Origin of the sequence: Novipirellula caenicola (genome assembly GCF_039545035.1) — a bacterium.
Lineage (GTDB): Bacteria > Planctomycetota > Planctomycetia > Pirellulales > Pirellulaceae > Novipirellula > Novipirellula caenicola.
In genome coordinates this window covers 110,981-125,373 of record NZ_BAABRO010000006.1, presented here as the reverse complement: position 1 = coordinate 125,373, position 14,393 = coordinate 110,981, and the positions used below count along the sequence as shown (strand labels likewise).

Annotated in this window: 13 protein-coding genes and 1 riboswitch; of the genes, 9 read left to right on the top strand and 4 right to left on the bottom strand. The window is 55.1% G+C overall.

Features of this window, described 5'->3' with window-relative positions; genetic code table 11:
* Positions 1-70 precede the first annotated feature (70 nt).
* Positions 71-424: a hypothetical protein gene (locus ABEA92_RS14325; protein ID WP_345684529.1), complete on the bottom strand. Its 354-nt coding sequence runs from the start codon at positions 422-424 to the stop codon at positions 71-73.
* The gene (locus tag ABEA92_RS14320) at positions 424-1,581 is read right to left on the bottom strand and encodes a DUF1559 family PulG-like putative transporter (RefSeq protein ID WP_345684528.1); all 1,158 of its coding nucleotides are present in this window, start codon (positions 1,579-1,581) and stop codon (positions 424-426) included. Before ABEA92_RS14320 ends, ABEA92_RS14325 begins: the two co-directional genes overlap by 1 nt.
* A 289-nt stretch (positions 1,582-1,870) precedes the next feature.
* On the opposite strand from ABEA92_RS14320, the gene mntR reads away from it, so the two are divergent.
* Positions 1,871-2,287, top strand: a complete 417-nt coding sequence (gene mntR / locus ABEA92_RS14315; protein WP_339941719.1) for a manganese-binding transcriptional regulator MntR — start codon at positions 1,871-1,873, stop codon at positions 2,285-2,287.
* A gap of 297 nt (positions 2,288-2,584) precedes the next feature.
* On the opposite strand, the gene hemP is transcribed toward mntR, so the two are convergent.
* Positions 2,585-2,785, bottom strand: a complete 201-nt coding sequence (gene hemP, locus ABEA92_RS14310; protein WP_345684527.1) for a hemin uptake protein HemP — start codon at positions 2,783-2,785, stop codon at positions 2,585-2,587.
* Positions 2,786-3,127: 342 nt separating this feature from the next.
* Here hemP and ABEA92_RS14305 point away from each other — a divergent pair, with 342 nt between their 5' ends.
* The 6 genes from ABEA92_RS14305 to ABEA92_RS14280 all read left to right on the top strand — a co-directional run bounded on the left by ABEA92_RS14305 (position 3,128) and on the right by ABEA92_RS14280 (position 11,418).
* Positions 3,128-4,078, top strand: a complete 951-nt coding sequence (locus ABEA92_RS14305) for a DUF1559 family PulG-like putative transporter (protein ID WP_345684526.1) — start codon at positions 3,128-3,130, stop codon at positions 4,076-4,078.
* Complete coding sequence (locus tag ABEA92_RS14300; protein ID WP_345684525.1) at positions 4,075-4,545, top strand: hypothetical protein; 471 nt, start codon at positions 4,075-4,077, stop codon at positions 4,543-4,545. Before ABEA92_RS14305 ends, ABEA92_RS14300 begins: the two co-directional genes overlap by 4 nt.
* Before the next feature lie 82 nt (positions 4,546-4,627).
* Entirely contained in the window at positions 4,628-6,337 is a 1,710-nt protein-coding gene (locus ABEA92_RS14295) for a Kelch repeat-containing protein (protein WP_345684524.1), read from the top strand.
* Between the two features lie 304 nt (positions 6,338-6,641).
* Positions 6,642-6,895, top strand: a riboswitch (cobalamin riboswitch).
* Positions 6,896-7,199: 304 nt separating this feature from the next.
* Positions 7,200-10,061 carry a ribonucleoside-diphosphate reductase subunit alpha gene (locus ABEA92_RS14290; protein WP_345684523.1) on the top strand — a complete coding sequence of 954 codons (2,862 nt, stop codon included), beginning with the start codon at positions 7,200-7,202 and terminating at the stop codon, positions 10,059-10,061.
* A gap of 25 nt (positions 10,062-10,086) precedes the next feature.
* Positions 10,087-10,368 carry a hypothetical protein gene (locus tag ABEA92_RS14285; RefSeq protein ID WP_345684522.1) on the top strand — a complete coding sequence of 94 codons (282 nt, stop codon included), beginning with the start codon at positions 10,087-10,089 and terminating at the stop codon, positions 10,366-10,368.
* A 3-nt stretch (positions 10,369-10,371) separates the two neighbouring features.
* Positions 10,372-11,418 (top strand): ribonucleotide-diphosphate reductase subunit beta, encoded by a 1,047-nt coding sequence (locus ABEA92_RS14280; RefSeq protein WP_345684521.1) that lies wholly within the window; start codon positions 10,372-10,374, stop codon positions 11,416-11,418.
* Between the two features lie 568 nt (positions 11,419-11,986).
* On the opposite strand, the gene ABEA92_RS14275 is transcribed toward ABEA92_RS14280, so the two are convergent.
* Positions 11,987-12,424: a DUF3859 domain-containing protein gene (locus tag ABEA92_RS14275; RefSeq protein WP_345684520.1), complete on the bottom strand. Its 438-nt coding sequence runs from the start codon at positions 12,422-12,424 to the stop codon at positions 11,987-11,989.
* 220 nt (positions 12,425-12,644) lie between these two features.
* Between ABEA92_RS14275 and ABEA92_RS14270 the strand changes: the two genes are divergently transcribed.
* Complete coding sequence (locus tag ABEA92_RS14270; RefSeq protein WP_345684519.1) at positions 12,645-13,643, top strand: TIGR00266 family protein; 999 nt, start codon at positions 12,645-12,647, stop codon at positions 13,641-13,643.
* Positions 13,644-13,657: 14 nt separating this feature from the next.
* Complete coding sequence (locus ABEA92_RS14265) at positions 13,658-14,356, top strand: tRNA (adenine(22)-N(1))-methyltransferase (RefSeq protein ID WP_345684518.1); 699 nt, start codon at positions 13,658-13,660, stop codon at positions 14,354-14,356.
* The last annotated feature ends 37 nt before the right edge of the window (positions 14,357-14,393 follow it).

Genomic DNA, 14,393 nt, shown 5'->3' with positions numbered 1-14,393 from the left:
TGGCGTTTTATTCCGTTGGCGGACGAAGCAAGCCTTACACATGATGACAGGCTGGAAGCCTATCCCACGGTTAACGTTGGACTTGGTCTTCGAGTGCTTGGCGGCATGCGATGGCAGCGTTTTTCCAATCGCCCGCTTTTGCCGTCGCGATCAAGTCGAGAATGACTTGATGCGATTCGCCCAACGTCGCTTGGCTTGCTTCGAGCTCTCGGATTTGCTCTTCGATTTTCTGCAACCCTTCGCTACTGCGTTGGTTGCAAACTCGATAGAGTGCAATCGTGACATCGTAACCTTGCTCGTCAAGCTTGACGGGCGTATGCGACATCCACCATGCGGCGGTGACAATCGCAAGCACGATTAATGCGGTAAGGGCCACGACTTTGAATCGGGAATCCGACTTTGCGTTCGTAGAATTGCGTGCCATTAAAACTTCTCCCAATCAATGACTTCGTGCTCATCCATGCTGGATAGTTCCGCCCATAGATACAAATCAACAAAATTCGTGACAAAGCGAACCGATCCGTCGCCCATGCAAACGTAGCCGCCACCGAGATGTTCGGCGAACATTTGCCCGACGTGATAGGTGGGGAAATTGACAGGATGGATAATGGGACTGCCGGTAATGTCGAGCTCGCCACCCGAAGGTCCAGCGTGAACCAACGTCAGCGTCGCAGCGGCATCGGGGCCATTTTCAGGCGACGAAAACCGTGGATGGGTGAACGCTCCAGGAACAACGCCAACCCAAGTTTTTTCGCTTAGGGCCGAGCTATGTTCGCCAAAGAAAATCGTGTTGGACGTGCCATCCAGCACGTCGCGAAATCGTGTTTTGGAATTGCGAAAAAAGGGCCCGTCGGCAACGTTCGCAGCATCGCCATTGATCGGAACAATCTTGGTCGTTGATGTATAGATGTTCGTGAACACTTCGCCGGTCGCAGCTGAACCACATTCCCCCCAACAGCTTTCTTGGCCGTGGCTTGCCACATAATGGCTGCGCCCAAGCTTCATTGGCTGTCCCCCAATGAGCAGCGGATTTCCCGATTGGTCTTTGACTTCAAACGGTTCATCGCCACCGGTCGCACTTGGACACAAGAACATGGGAATGCTTGCGGAAATCGCTTGCCGATTAAACGATGACCAAATCGGTTGATCATAGCGAAGGCTGTCTGCTAACGCGTTGCCTTCGGCGAATGGCAAGAGTCCGGCGGCCCAGCCCCAACCAGGACCGGCGTCCCACGTGACCGAATCCATCATCACCGACGCTGGCGCCGATCCGTCGCGTGTGGGATGCGAAACATAGCCGGCGGGAAATCGTTGGTAAGCCGAATGATAGTTTTGTGCTGCTAAACCCACTTGCCGTAAATTGTTACTACACGACATACGCCGCGCCGCTTCACGTGCGGCTTGGACCGCAGGAAGCAGTAGTCCGACTAACACGCCGATGATCGCGATCACCACGAGCAATTCAACCAGCGTGAACCCACCGCGGCGAGGACGATCGTGACGATGGATCGTGCATCCGGTGGAAACCGACGTATTCAAAACGGATTTCTGCTCCGCAAAATAACACTCTAACTTCGGCATTCGAAACCTCTATCTTCGTTATCGACGTTTGTCATGAAGCTGACGCCAAATGTTAGCCGCCACTAACTTTAACCTCGTAAAAAACAGGAACACGCGTTCCCTATCGCGACTTGCTGGCAGCAAGCCAAATGTTAGCCGAAACTAACTTCATGGGCAGAGTCTAGCGATCGTGACAGACACAATCAAGGGGATTCCGCGTGAAAACAATTTTGTTAGGATATGGGGCTACGATAATGGCACATTGCGGGTGGTGATTACACCACTTGGGGCACACGAAGGGAACCAGAACTTGCCATCGAAGACTTACCAACGAATTCGATCGGACCATGCCAGCGAGGTTGCCGAGGACTACGTCGAAGCGATCGCGGACGCAATTACCGAGCGAGGCGTATGCCGGGCGATCGATCTCGTCAAACATTTCGCAGTCACGCACGCCACGGTCAACAATACGATCGGCCGGCTGCAGCGTGATGGGTTTGTCGTGACCGAACCCTACCAACCGATCGAATTGACCGCCGCAGGCAAGCGGTTGGCGACGCAGTCACGACAACGCCATGAGATCGTGGAGAGCTTCTTGCGGCGAATGGGAGTCAGCGCGGCGACGGCGGCTGCCGACAGCGAAGGGATCGAGCACCATGTCAGCAAAGAAACGCTGGCGGCTATGAAACGCGTCCTGACCAAAGGCTGGCCCAGCGAGCCGTCCTAAGGAATATGGCCGGGCCCTGCACGTTCGAATCCATGAGCCGTGACGCGTAAGCGGCTGGGTCCTGCGCGGCCGAGTCCTGTGCGGTCGAGTCCTGTGCGGTCGAATCCGTGAGCCGCGACGCGTAAGCGGCCGGGTACTGTGCAGGCCCCGGCGATTCACGGCCAATGCCATCGACCTTGGGTAGCGCTCGCGGCGCAGTACCCCGTCCGGTTGCGGCGAGTGAAACGTTCGATTTTGACCGGTCGGGCCCCGCGCCGCTCCGCCTTAAAAAACCCCCGTTTGGCGGCACCGACCTTTCTATTTGGTCAAAATTAGCTTGCCTTGCCGCGTCTCTCGCAATCGGTACAGCATCCCTTGATGCTCAATCCAAATCTCATCCCCGCAGCGGGCAAGATCCTTGAATCGGACGATTTTTGGCGCGATCTGGCTCGTCCAAACGCCGTCGGTGGCGTCCGTTTTTTTGGGTGCAGGCGGCGTCGCTTCGTTTGGATTCGTCATAAGTCTTTATTTTCAGGTCGCTTACGCGTTTTGATTTTTTTACTCAGCCATTCTTGCGAAAAAACCGTTGCAACACAATACTTGTTGAGACTGATTCGCATTAGCGATACACATTCGACGACGCAGCAAGCAACTGGGACGACAGCCCCCCCCGATCCGCGATCGGCTGCTGATTTAGCAAACCGTGGCGAACGCCATGAAACGGCTATCTAAATTCAGCGGCCTGCCATCGCTGGGGCATCAGCACCTTCGCCAGCCACGCTCGGATGCATCTCTCGTGTTCACGTTCGAACATCGAGAGCTTGTTTCCTTTCTCGTAGGCTCATTTGAAGGAGTTGTTTGATGACAACGTTACGCCCTCAGTCCGTTCCCGCACACGCTGCCGAAAACCCAATATCCCCTCGTCGCACTCGGCCTGGCTTTACGCTGGTCGAATTGCTGGTCGTGATCGCGATCATCGGCATCCTCGTCGGATTGTTATTGCCCGCCGTGCAAGCCGCCCGCGAGGCGGCACGCAAGATGTCGTGCACCAACCACATGCGTCAAATCGTGCTGGCGGCCCACAACTATCACGGCACATTTGGCCAATTCCCCGCTGGCAGTATCCAAAGCAACTTCATTAGCCCGTTTGTTTCGGTGCTGTCGCATCTCGAGGAATCCAACAACTACCAGCAATGGGATTTCTCGAAAAGCTATAGCGATCCCTACAACGAAAGCGTTTCGTCGCAAAAGATCGCCACGTTCTTGTGCCCGTCGATGATTCTCAATCGCGATGCGCCGGATACTCGCATCGGATCCAACGGTCGTCCCGTCGAAACCGGCGGCCCGACCAGCTATCTGTGGTGCGAAGGAACCGACGACTACATGCAGAAGGGTGACGGACTGTTCGGTCTGCATTGGCCATCGTACGGCTACCAAAACCCGCCGAACCGTTTCCGCGATTGTCTGGACGGAACCTCGTCGACCATCGCACTGGGCGAAACCGTCTACAATTACAACGACTACCTCTGGACCGGCAGCACGCTGCCGAGCGACATGGTCGGGACAGTGAAATGGGGCACCGCACGCTGGGTCGTCGGTTACCCAAAAATCGCATTGGGCACAACGCTTTATCCCCTAAATGTCCACACCGCGGCAAATATGGGTGGATTTGCAAGTCAACATTCCGGCGGCGCCCATTTTGTCTATGCCGACGGCAGTACGCATTTCATGACCGATTCGATCGACTATGAAATCTACAATGCTCTCGCTAGCAAGAATGGTCACGAAGTGATTCCGAGGGACGATCGATGATCCAGCGACGCTCTCGCGAGGACACCGTTCGTCCCGTCATGGCAAAGGCGATGTTGATCGCGGTGTCCATTTCGATATCGCTGGCAACCGGATGCAGCGAACCGGCCCCCGAACGGATCGCACTACACGGGACCGTCCAATCCGACGGCAAACCGATTGAGCGTGCGACCTTGATTTTGACGCCCGCATCTCAAACAGGAACTCCCGTGGCAACACGAATCGACACAGGACGTTTCGCTTTCACTCGACTGACGGGCCCCTACGCCGGAGAATACACCGTACGGGTGAATCCCGACGAACCTGCGATCGAATCGATCATCGAGGTTGCTGAACAAGACCCTCGCAAAGCGGCTCGCGAATTCGGAGTGCAACGCTCAAAAAGCTTGCCGCGCAATGCGACTACCAACATGACGAAGCAAATCGAGGTCACGCCACAGCAGAAAAGTCCGCTGCGGATCGACCTGTAGTAAAACCGTGGGATAGGCATTCAGCCTGTCTTTTTCCCTTCCACTTTTACTCGACGCCAAATCCTTTCTTGAAAACACCAAAATGAAATCACACCACCTCTCCTTCATCGCCTGCCTGTTTGCCTTGCTTAGTGTGTTCGGGCCTACCCCAGTTCACGCCCACTTTCCTTGGCTCGCTCAAAACGATCAAGGAAAACCGATCCTGTTCTTCGGCGAAGGGCTCGACGATCGCACCTACCATTTGCCTGAATCGATGAAAGCATTCGAACTGTGGCAGACCGACGGAAACTCAGCCCCCAAATCGCTGACGCTACAAACCGTTTCGACCGACGACTTGGTTGGGCTGCAGGCTGCGGATGCTGTCGCGAAAACCGGATGCATCTATGGCACGCAAACGTACGGCATCTACCATGGCTCGAAATTGGTGTATTACGTCCAGCATTTCCCCAGCCCAGATCCAGCCACCTGGACGACACCTCCGGCTGAAGGCAAATCAGGCGGCAACCAGCTTCGTGCCGAAATCAAGGCGGTGGACGAGGGAATCCGCGTCTTGGTGCTTTGGCAGCAAAAGCCGCTGCCGAACGCCGAAGTCAAGCTGTTTTGTGACGAGGGGCATGAGGAAGGATCGGCAAAAACGACCGACGACGGTGTGGTGACGTTCCCAAGCAAGCAAGTGGAACCAGGCTTGAACGCGATCATGGTTGGCTTCACGGACGATCAGGCTTCGGGTACGTTCAAAGAAGAGTCCTTTCAAGCGACCAGCAACTATCTGACCGCTACGTTTCCTCGGCCGCAATCCAACGGGGAATCACACCGCACCGACTCAGCCCGCGCTAACGAATCAAAAATGACGAAATCAAATGAATCGTCGGTCACCGTCAAAGCCTCGTCACTTCCAGATTTGCCGCGGAAGTTGACCAGTTTCGGTGGCGCGGTCGCAAACGGAAAACTGTTTGTTTACGGCGGTCACATCGGAGATGCACATTCGTATTCCACCGCTGAACAGTCCAATGCATTTTGGTCGCTCGATCTGCCCGGTGGACAGTCTTGGGATTCGTTGCCCTCGGGACCCAAGTTGCAAGGCTTGGCAATGGTCGGCCACGGCAATTCGGTGGTGCGAATCGGCGGCTTTACCGCGATGAATGACGAAGGCGAAACGCATGATTTGCAATCGCAAGCAACGGTCAGCCGTTATGACATTGCGGCCAAACAGTGGAAGGACGACACTCCGCTGCCTGAACCACGATCTTCGCACGCTGCTGCGGTGATCGGCGACCAAGTCTATGTCGTTGGCGGATGGGCGATGTCGGGCGAGAATGAAACCAAGTGGCACAACACCGCGTGGACCGCCGACTTGAGCCAGCAGCCATTGCAGTGGAAAGCGATCGCAGCGCCACCGTTTGAGCGACGTGCATTGTCGGTCGCTGCACATGACGGACGGATCTATGTCGTGGGCGGCATGGATCAAGAGGACGGACCGAGCACCGAAGTCGATGTCTTTGATCCAAAGTCGAACCAGTGGTCCAAGGGAGCTTCGCTGATCGGTGAAGCGATGACCGGTTTTGGATGCTGGGCTCAATCCCATGCCGGTCACTTGTACGTCAGCACCGTCAACGGCACGATCCAACGTTTGACCGAGGACGGCGACGATTGGGAGATCGTAGGCAGCTACGATCCCGGACGCTTCTTTCACTGCATGTTGCCACTTGATGATAAATCAATGGTGATGGTAGGTGGTGCCAACATGTCGATTGGACGCTTTACAAATCTCGAGATCGTCGAGATCCAATAGTTACCGACGAACCATCGGTTGACCGTAAAACCGCATTGCCCCGTCGCATGACGGGGCTGCTTGCCCCTGCAAATCATAAATCGCCTCCCAATCCGACGCGTCAGCGAGGGACCAAATCAAGATCCATTTTCCCTCACTTACGCTTCGATTGATGACGCATGGGGAAGTCGGAAACCACGCCCCTTGGGATCGAAATCTTTACTGTCGTCGTCTCGAAATCTCAAGAAATCTCGCGAAAAACGAGTCCAAACGAAAACAAACGACATTGTGCTAGCAAAGCATTGACGTCACCGTGTCAGCTGTTAGATTCTTAAGCGTTCGTGGTGACTTGCGGTGTTTCTACACTCGCGAGTGAACAGGGAACTCCGGTGAAATTCCGGGATGGTCCAGCCGCTGTGAACTGCCCTCGGATGCGTAAATCAAACGCATCCAAACCGAAACTCTTTCATTCAAAACGCCATTGCTCGGGAAACCTGTGTGACAGGAAATCGGGGCGAGAAGGCTGTGAGAACTCGGTCGGCAGTAAGTCAGAAGACCTACCACGAAATAGACGATTTCGTGCCCTCTTGGATTGGGGTGATCGTTGCGATGTGATTCGACGGGAATGTCTGCCGAAAGCCGATTGGCTGCACGGGCAACTTGATCTTCTGTGAATCGCGTCGATTCGTTTTTCATTGTTCGTGAGCTTCTGCTCGATCACTGTTATCGCCGTATCACCAGGCTAGCTGAAGGTCCATGCAACATGGTTTTCAGCCTGAGCTGACGGTACGCGCGAACCCATTGGGCCAACCCCGCCACGGCATTTGCAATCCGTCGCTGGCCCAAGATCGAACCGAGCTAGCACTGCAGACTTAGGATGACCATGTCAAACACGACTTCGGCACAGGCAAGCCCCACCACCGTATTGAAAGTTCGCAAACGCGATGGTCGCGAAGTCGACATGGACCGTGGTCGCATCGAATCGGCGATCGAAAAAGCGTTCCGCGCGGAATTGAACCTCGCCGAAGGCCAACCGCTTGCACCACAAATCGAGCAAGATGTGCTGGCGATCATCGACCAAGTCTATGAGTTTGCGTCCGGGGATGCGGCGTCGGGCTGCCTGAGTGTCGAACAGATCCAGGACGTCGTCGAAATTGGCTTGATGCAGCGAGAGCATTTTCGAGTCGCGCGTCGCTACATCCTGTACCGAACCGAGCATGCACGACTGCGAGCGGTGCGTCACGTCGACTCGGGACTCGACGAATTGTCCATCGACAACAGCGGTTCTGCCCCGAAATTGCGGCTGCAGATTGAACCGGGCGTGCATGTTGCATTTTCAGAAGCCAAGCTGAAAACATTTCTCGAATCGATTCCCGAGTCGACGCTACCGAACATCGAGACCAGCGAGATCGTTGCCGAAGTCATTCGCGGATCGTTCGACGGAATGACTCCCGAGGACATCGCCCGCGCGCTTGTGCTTTCCGCTCGCAGCCGTATCGAGCGAAGCATGGACTATGACCGCTTTGCTGCGGCAATGCAGTTGGCCATCGTGTATCGCCAAACGCTGGGTTTGACCCAAATTGACGAGGACTTTGCGGACACTTATCGCGATCGTTTTGAACACTACGTGATCGAAGGGATTCGCTGCGGTCGACTGTCCGAACAACTGCGAAGCTTCGATCTTCAACGACTTGCCGACGCCTTGCTACCCGAACGAGACAAGCTGTTTCGCTATTTGGGCGTGCAGACGATTTACGACCGCTACTTGCTGCATGTGGACGGACGCCGAATCGAAACCCCGCAATACTTCTGGATGCGAGTCGCGATGGGACTAGCCCTTCGTGAAGATGAAGACCAGCGAACCGATCGGGCGATCGAGTTCTATCAACTGCTGTCGTCGTTCCGGTTCACCAGCGCGACGCCGACACTGTTCAACTCGGGCACTCAGCATCCGCAATTGAGCAGCTGCTACTTGACGACGGTGCAAGACGACCTGGCTCACATTTTCAAAAGCATTGGCGACAACGCGATGCTTTCCAAATGGGCGGGCGGGCTAGGCAACGACTGGACGAGCGTCCGTGCCACCGGTTCGCTAATCAAGGGCACCAATGGGACAAGCCAGGGGGTGATTCCCTTTTTAAAGATCGTCAATGACGCGGCGGTGGCGGTGAACCAAGGCGGCAAACGCAAAGGGGCGGTATGTGCCTACCTTGAGCCTTGGCATCTTGATTTCGAAGAGTTCTTGGATCTGAGAAAGAACACCGGCGATGATCGCCGCCGGACGCACGACATGCACACCGCGGCGTGGATCCCCGATCTGTTCATGCAGCGGGTTCGCGAAAATGGAACGTGGACGCTGTTTAGCCCCGACGAAGCAAGCGATCTGCACGACACCTACGGCCGTCGTTTCCGCGAGCGGTACGAGCATTACGAACGCCTCGCCGCTGCAGGCAAAATGAAACAACATCGCCAAGTTTCGGCAACCGAGTTGTGGCGAAAACTGCTCACTCGCACGTTTGAAACCGGGCACCCCTGGGTAACATTCAAAGATCCGTCGAACATCCGCAGCCCGCAAGACCACGCCGGCGTCGTGCATAGCAGTAACCTTTGTACTGAAATCCTGCTAAATACCAGCGAAGACGAAACCGCTGTTTGCAATCTGGGCAGCGTCAATCTGGCCGCCCATATCGTCGACGGTCGATTGGACCATGATTTATTGAAAGCGACGATCACCACCGCGATGCGGATGTTAGATAACGTGATCGACATCAATTTCTATCCCACCATCGAAGCGCGTAACGCCAACCTTCGCCATCGCCCCGTGGGCCTTGGGTTGATGGGATACCAAGACGCACTGCATCGACTACAGATCGCCGTAGCCAGCGACGAAGCGATCGAGTTCGCCGACCGCAGCATGGAAGCGATCAGCTACTACGCGTTGTTGGCATCGAGCCAATTGGCGGCCGAGCGAGGCCGGTACGAATCGTACAGCGGGTCGAAATGGGATCGCGGACTGTTGCCGATCGACACGATTGAATTACTGCAACAAGAACGCGACACGCCGGTCGACGTCGACCGATCGATGACGATGGATTGGCAAGTCGTTCGCGACTCAATCGCCACGCACGGGATGCGAAACAGCAACTGTTTGGCGATCGCGCCCACCGCGACGATCTCGACCATCATCGGGGTGACTCAGTCGATCGAACCGACTTACAAATTGTTGTACGCCAAGAGCAATTTGTCGGGCGAGTTCACTCAGATCAACGAACCGCTTGTGGATGTATTGAGTGAACATGGCTTGTGGGATGCCCCCATGCTCGATTCACTCAAGTACCACGATGGATCCTTGTCTGACATCCAGCGTATCCCCGAATCGATCAAGCGTTTGTTTGCCACGGCGATGGAGATTGAACCGAAATGGTTGATCGAAGCCGCCTCGCGACGCCAAAAATGGATCGACCAGGGCCAATCACTGAACCTGTATTTGGCCAAACCGAGTGGGAAATCGATTGATGCGATGTACCACCTGGCATGGCAACGCGGACTGAAAACGACGTACTACCTGCGTTCATTGGCAGCCACCCAAGTGGAAAAGTCCACGGTCGATGTGAACCGGCACGGCATCCAACCGCGGTGGATGAAATCGCAGAGTCAATCGGGGCAGATCCGTGTCGATCGCATGCCCACCCCCGCTGCTTCGGCTTGCTCGATCGACGATCCCGATTGCGAGGCGTGCCAATAGTCGTGGCACGAACGAATTCGACGCAATGCTGTTTTACGTCAATTGGCTCGAACGCGGTTTCCGTGTTGTTCACACCCCAGGCATCGCGCGTGCGTTTGTTCGGGTCGAGAACAATGGCGACCATTTTACGCTGACGGACCTAGGCGGATTCGATTTGCCACAGCGAAACGGGCCTTTCCAAGCAACCCACTTTAACAAACACGATGAAGTGATCGAAGGTCCGATCACTTGCAACACCCGTCTTGGCTTAGCCGCTTGGCTTCGCTCTCGATCCACCATTCCCATTCCTACCGACCCGAGGATGTAGGCCATGAACGCACCCCAAAACACTCAACTTCAAGCCGATCGTTTTGCCGCTAACGAAAAACGTTTGATCAACTGCAGCCAGGTGGACGTCAACCAATTGATGCCGCTGAAATACAATTGGGCGTGGGAGCACTACCAAAACGGATGCGCCAACCACTGGATGCCAACCGAAGTGCCGATGACCAAGGACATCGAAACATGGCGAAGCGACCGATTGAGCGACGCGGAACGCCGCGTGATCATGCGAAACCTCGGCTTCTTTTCGACCGCTGAAAGTCTGGTTGGCAACAACCTGGTTCTCGCGATTTTCAAACACGTCACCAATGCCGAATGTCGTCAATACCTGCTTCGACAAGCGTTCGAAGAAGCCGTACATTCGCACACGTTCTTGTACGTCGTCGACAGTCTGGGGCTAGACGAAGGCGAAGTGTTCAACATGTATCACGAAGTCCCCGCGATCGCTCGCAAGGATGCGTTTGAAACCGAGTTGACCGCCGAAGTGCTTGATCCGCACTTCACCACGTCCACGGACGAAGGAGCTCAAGCGTTCCTGAAAAACTTGATCGGCTATTACCTGATCATGGAGGGGGTGTTCTTTTACACCGGCTTTGTGATGATGTTGTCGTTTCATCGCCGCAATCTGATGACCGGGATTGGAGAGCAGTTCCAATACATCTTGCGAGACGAAACGATTCACCTGAATTTTGGGATTGATTTGATCAACGGCATCAAAGCCGAGAATCCTCACTTGTGGACCGAAGCGTTCCAAAACGCGATGATCGACCGCGTCAAGCAAGCGGTCGAATTGGAACTTGATTACGCACGCGATTGTTTGCCGACCGGAATCTTGGGACTCAATCACGACCTGTTCCGCGACTACGTCCAATACATTGCCGACCGGCGACTCGAGCGGATTGGGTTACCAATGCAATATGGATCGTCCAATCCATTTCCCTGGATGAGCGAGACGATGGACTTGGCCAAAGAGAAAAACTTTTTCGAAACGCGTGTGACCGAGTACCAATCCGCCGGCAGTCTCAGCTGGGATTGACCCGCTAACGCCGCGACGCTTTTTCGAGTAGCTACCTTCGCCAGAAGGTGGTGATTCGTATTGGCTGGTGACCATCCACGCTCTGGCGAGCGTAGCTACAGGACGCAGACGCTGAAATTTGCAGTCTTAGGCCGGAGGCCGACACGCCCCATGTCGGTGGCGTGAGCCTGGACAACTAAAACGTTGCGGTTCTTGTGATTTTTGGTTGCGTTAGTATTCTGCCACCTCTCCACCAACTTCGTTGGGGGAGAGGTCGAATGGAGCCTTCAGCGACATTCGGGTGAGGGGGCTGACCGAGCAACTCGCTCACCAACGCAAAAGCCGTTTGCACCTGAATTGCTCGGATAATAGCGCGGTCGCCCCCTCACCCGAGCAACGCCTTAAGGGCGTGCTCGACCTCTCCCCCGACTTCGTCGGTGGAGAGGTGACTACGTTATAGGCTGGAAGAAAAACTCACCCCAATATCCGACATCAATACCAGAGTTTTAGCGGCTCAGCGCTAGCCACCGGCACCGAATTTCCGCCTATGTTCTCTCGCATGTCCGCTACCGCATCGGTACCGCTGGATTTACGGCCGTTCGTTTGGTGGAGCGAGGGTGTATTCCGCGGGGCCCTCATCGTCGCGGTAGAGTTCAAACGTTTTCTCGGCGACAACCTTTTCGTCCATCTCGATCGTCAACTGCCACAGCCCTAACTTGTCCTCGATCGGTTCCCAGATCGTATCACCGAGATAAAAATTCCAATCGTTTTGTTTGACGTACACGATCCCGTCAAACGGGGGTCTTCTCTTGCCGTCGGCGTCTAGGATGCCGGGGTGATCGATGCAATAACGCAGCGATTGGTTCTTGGCGTTTTTAATGTTGACCACAAAGCCAAATTCGACGCCGACCTCGGCTCGCACGGAGGTGGTTGATTTGCAGAATCGCGGAAGCTCTTTGGAATCGGCATCCCATTGGGTGTAGATCCCAAACGTACGCATCCGAATCTCAGGTTTTCGTTTCGCCATAAAAAGGTGGGAGAGGGAAAGCGTGTCGACGTGTGTGTTCGGGGGCGGATCATACCCGGTGATTCGCCCAGTGGCGCCCCCTGTGATGATTTCTTACGCTATAAATAGCAGGCTGTTTTAAATCATCCAGTGGCTGCGACGCGGGACGTTTTCCTGCGAAGCCCCTTGATTCAAAGACGAGCCGCAAAACATTCCTTGTCGATTTTGCCAGAGTACTCACATGACCCTCAATCTCCACTGCCAATGCGGAAAGCAATTGGCGATTCCTGAAACTTACGCCGGAAAACGAGTCAAATGCCCGTCTTGCGCTGCGGTCCTGCAAGTGCCTGCATTGCCCGAACCGATCGATGTGGTCGCCGATACGCCGGTCAGTTCGTTTCCGGTGTCCGCTGCCCCCAAAAACATGCATCGATCGGGGCATGGCGGCGGTGCCAATCGCCGTAGCCATGAAGTGGATTACGAAATCGTCGGCAACGACATGCAGATGGTGATCGTCGAATTGGATCCAGGCGAAACGGTGATCGCCGAAGCCGGCGCGATGACGTACATGGAAGAAGGTATCCAGTTCGAAGCCAAGATGGGGGACGGATCGGAACCCGATACCGGTTTCTTTGGCAAGATGATGAGCGTCGGCAAACGCGCGATCACCGGCGAATCGCTGTTCATGACCCATTTTACTCACACTGGTGCGGGCAAAAGTCACGTGGCGTTTGCGGCGCCCTATCCAGGCAAAATCATTCCTATCGATCTCGCGACCATTCCTGGCAACGATTTGATCTGTCAAAAGGACGCATTTTTGTGTGCCGCCTTTGGAACCCAAGTCACCATCGCGTTTAACAAAAAAATCGGAACCGGTTTGTTTGGCGGTGAAGGTTTTATCATGCAAAAATTGGTCGGCGACGGGTTGGCATTTATCCATGCCGGCGGCACGATCATCGAACGAGAACTGCATGGCGAGACGCTGCGTGTTGACACCGGATGCTTGGTCGCGTTTGAACCTCATATGGAATACAACATCGAACGTGCAGGGAATTTGAAAAGCATGTTCCTCGGAGGCGAGGGATTGTTCCTGGCCACGCTGCGAGGGCACGGACGAGTGTGGTTACAAAGTTTGCCGATGCGACGACTGTCCGAACGGATTGTCGCGAACGCTGGACCGTCCGGAAAAGGCGAAGGGTCGATCCTCGGCTCGCTGGGCAATCTGTTGGACGGCGACTGAGTGTCCTGATTGCCATGCCGAAATTAGATATTCGTTTGCGAACCGTCGCTGCGCTGATCAACCCGCACGGCGATTCGTCGGTCGTCCATGGAGACATCGGATCGGATCACGGTGGGCTGCTTGTGTCGCTGTTGCGAAGCAAGCGGATTGCCAAAGGGATCGCGGTCGAGAACAAATCGCAGCCGTACGAAAATTCGTGCTTTGCGCTAAAGGGGCTATCCGCCGACGTCCGCTTCGGCGATGGCTTGGCCGTGATTAAACCGGGCGAGCTGACCAGTTTGAGTATCTGTGGCATGGGCGCCGAAAGTATCGTCAAGATCCTCGAAGCGTTCTCTGATCGCGTTCCCGATCACGTTGTGCTGCAGCCCAATCGCCAACATGAACTCGTTCGTGGTTGGGGATTGCGGAACGGTTTTCATTTAAATGAGGAACAGATCGCTTGGGGGCACTGGCCGTACGCGGTGATTTCGTTGCAACGAGCGACGGACGCCACGCATAATGCATCCACGCCAAACGACCCCGCCTACGCCGATGTCGACCTCGATGCCGCGTTGCTGTTTGGGCCGTTGATCCTGAAGCGGTGGGAGCCCAAATTTGCGGCCCGGCTTCACGAAGAACAAGCCTACCTGCAAGGACTGACAAAACTCGACGGCGACTACGAACACCGGTTGCATCAGATTCAAAAAGTGCTGGCATCACATGCGGTTCGCTAAGCAGCTAGGCAGGAATCATACCGTGAAGCATTTCGTA

Excerpts from the sequence above, each read along its gene's own strand:
- ABEA92_RS14325 (WP_345684529.1), bottom strand. The coding sequence starts at position 424 with ATGGCACGCAATTCTACGAACGCAAAGTCGGATTCCCGATTCAAAGTC.
- ABEA92_RS14320 (WP_345684528.1), bottom strand. The coding sequence starts at position 1,581 with ATGCCGAAGTTAGAGTGTTATTTTGCGGAGCAGAAATCCGTTTTGAAT.
- hemP (WP_345684527.1), bottom strand. The coding sequence starts at position 2,785 with ATGACGAATCCAAACGAAGCGACGCCGCCTGCACCCAAAAAAACGGAC.
- ABEA92_RS14305 (WP_345684526.1), top strand. The coding sequence starts at position 3,128 with ATGACAACGTTACGCCCTCAGTCCGTTCCCGCACACGCTGCCGAAAAC.
- ABEA92_RS14300 (WP_345684525.1), top strand. The coding sequence starts at position 4,075 with ATGATCCAGCGACGCTCTCGCGAGGACACCGTTCGTCCCGTCATGGCA.
- ABEA92_RS14295 (WP_345684524.1), top strand. The coding sequence starts at position 4,628 with ATGAAATCACACCACCTCTCCTTCATCGCCTGCCTGTTTGCCTTGCTT.
- ABEA92_RS14290 (WP_345684523.1), top strand. The coding sequence starts at position 7,200 with ATGTCAAACACGACTTCGGCACAGGCAAGCCCCACCACCGTATTGAAA.
- ABEA92_RS14285 (WP_345684522.1), top strand. The coding sequence starts at position 10,087 with ATGCTGTTTTACGTCAATTGGCTCGAACGCGGTTTCCGTGTTGTTCAC.
- ABEA92_RS14280 (WP_345684521.1), top strand. The coding sequence starts at position 10,372 with ATGAACGCACCCCAAAACACTCAACTTCAAGCCGATCGTTTTGCCGCT.
- ABEA92_RS14275 (WP_345684520.1), bottom strand. The coding sequence starts at position 12,424 with ATGGCGAAACGAAAACCTGAGATTCGGATGCGTACGTTTGGGATCTAC.
- ABEA92_RS14270 (WP_345684519.1), top strand. The coding sequence starts at position 12,645 with ATGACCCTCAATCTCCACTGCCAATGCGGAAAGCAATTGGCGATTCCT.
- ABEA92_RS14265 (WP_345684518.1), top strand. The coding sequence starts at position 13,658 with ATGCCGAAATTAGATATTCGTTTGCGAACCGTCGCTGCGCTGATCAAC.